The sequence below is a fragment of the Fictibacillus sp. Mic-4 genome (assembly GCF_049843615.1).
In the GTDB taxonomy this organism is placed as follows: Bacteria; Bacillota; Bacilli; order Bacillales; family Fictibacillaceae; genus Fictibacillus_A; species Fictibacillus_A gelatini.
On record NZ_JBBHZM010000111.1, the window covers coordinates 1 to 908 of the forward strand.

At 33.7% G+C, this 908-nt stretch carries 1 protein-coding gene and 1 pseudogene; both read right to left on the reverse strand.

The window, feature by feature from the left end; all coding sequences use genetic code 11:
• A pseudogene (locus WD019_RS21670) lies at positions 1-258 on the reverse strand (hypothetical protein); the annotation flags it as partial.
• Positions 259-613: 355 nt separating this feature from the next.
• Positions 614-908 (reverse strand): helix-turn-helix domain-containing protein (locus tag WD019_RS21675; RefSeq protein WP_425712815.1); only part of this gene is annotated, 295 nt, incomplete at its 5' end.

Below are 908 nucleotides of genomic sequence, written 5' to 3' on the forward strand. Positions count from 1 at the left end.
TGGATCATCAAATATAGTTAAGTTACCGGAAAATGCGGCAAAAGGTGAATCAAATCTTATTTGATTGGTGTTTTCATCCCAATATCCATTAATTGGAATAGGTGTGCCGCGGAAATTAACCGTACCAACTATCCTGTTATCTGTAATAGAGTTAATGTTTAGTAAACCCCAAACGATTGGTCTACCAGCTATAGCAGCATGGATACCCCATACTGATGGGAATGGAATACTAACCATTGTTTGCTGTGCAGTTTGCAATACTAATCTCCCCCTAAATTTAAAGTTTATGTTTTGAGGAATAAAGGATTAGATATCTTATTTACTACCCTATATAAAGAACCAATTTAGTATATGCACCACAAGCTGAATAATCCTTTAGACAATAGAAAAAATAACCTAGTTCCTTCTATTTTTTCATTTCTAATGTTCAGTACAAATAAAGATGTTTACTTTTAACGGTTAGAAGCCTCATCCTTTCGTTGAAAAATGCAGCTCATTCAAAAAATAGTTGTTAACTTTTAAGAAATCACTCGTGATGGAATCAAAAATCACGTGACAAAAAGTTGTTTATTCAACTATATGGCCCTTTTCTGGAATATGGGGTAAGGAAGGACTATTTGTTCTCTTCTGATAGCTTTCTATATAATGAAGCTCTAGACACATTTGTAATTTCGCAAATTTGATTTACAGTCATATTTCCTTCTTTATATAGCTTAACTGCATAATTCATTCCTGCGTGATTTTTATGATACTTCTTTAACCGACCTTTAAACTTTCCTTCTTTCTTAGCCAACTCAATCCCTTCACGTTGTCGCATACGAATAAGATCTCGCTCTAATTGGTTAACACCAGCCATTACTGTAATTAAGAATTGGCTGTATGGATTATCTTCTGATAAATCTAGCCAT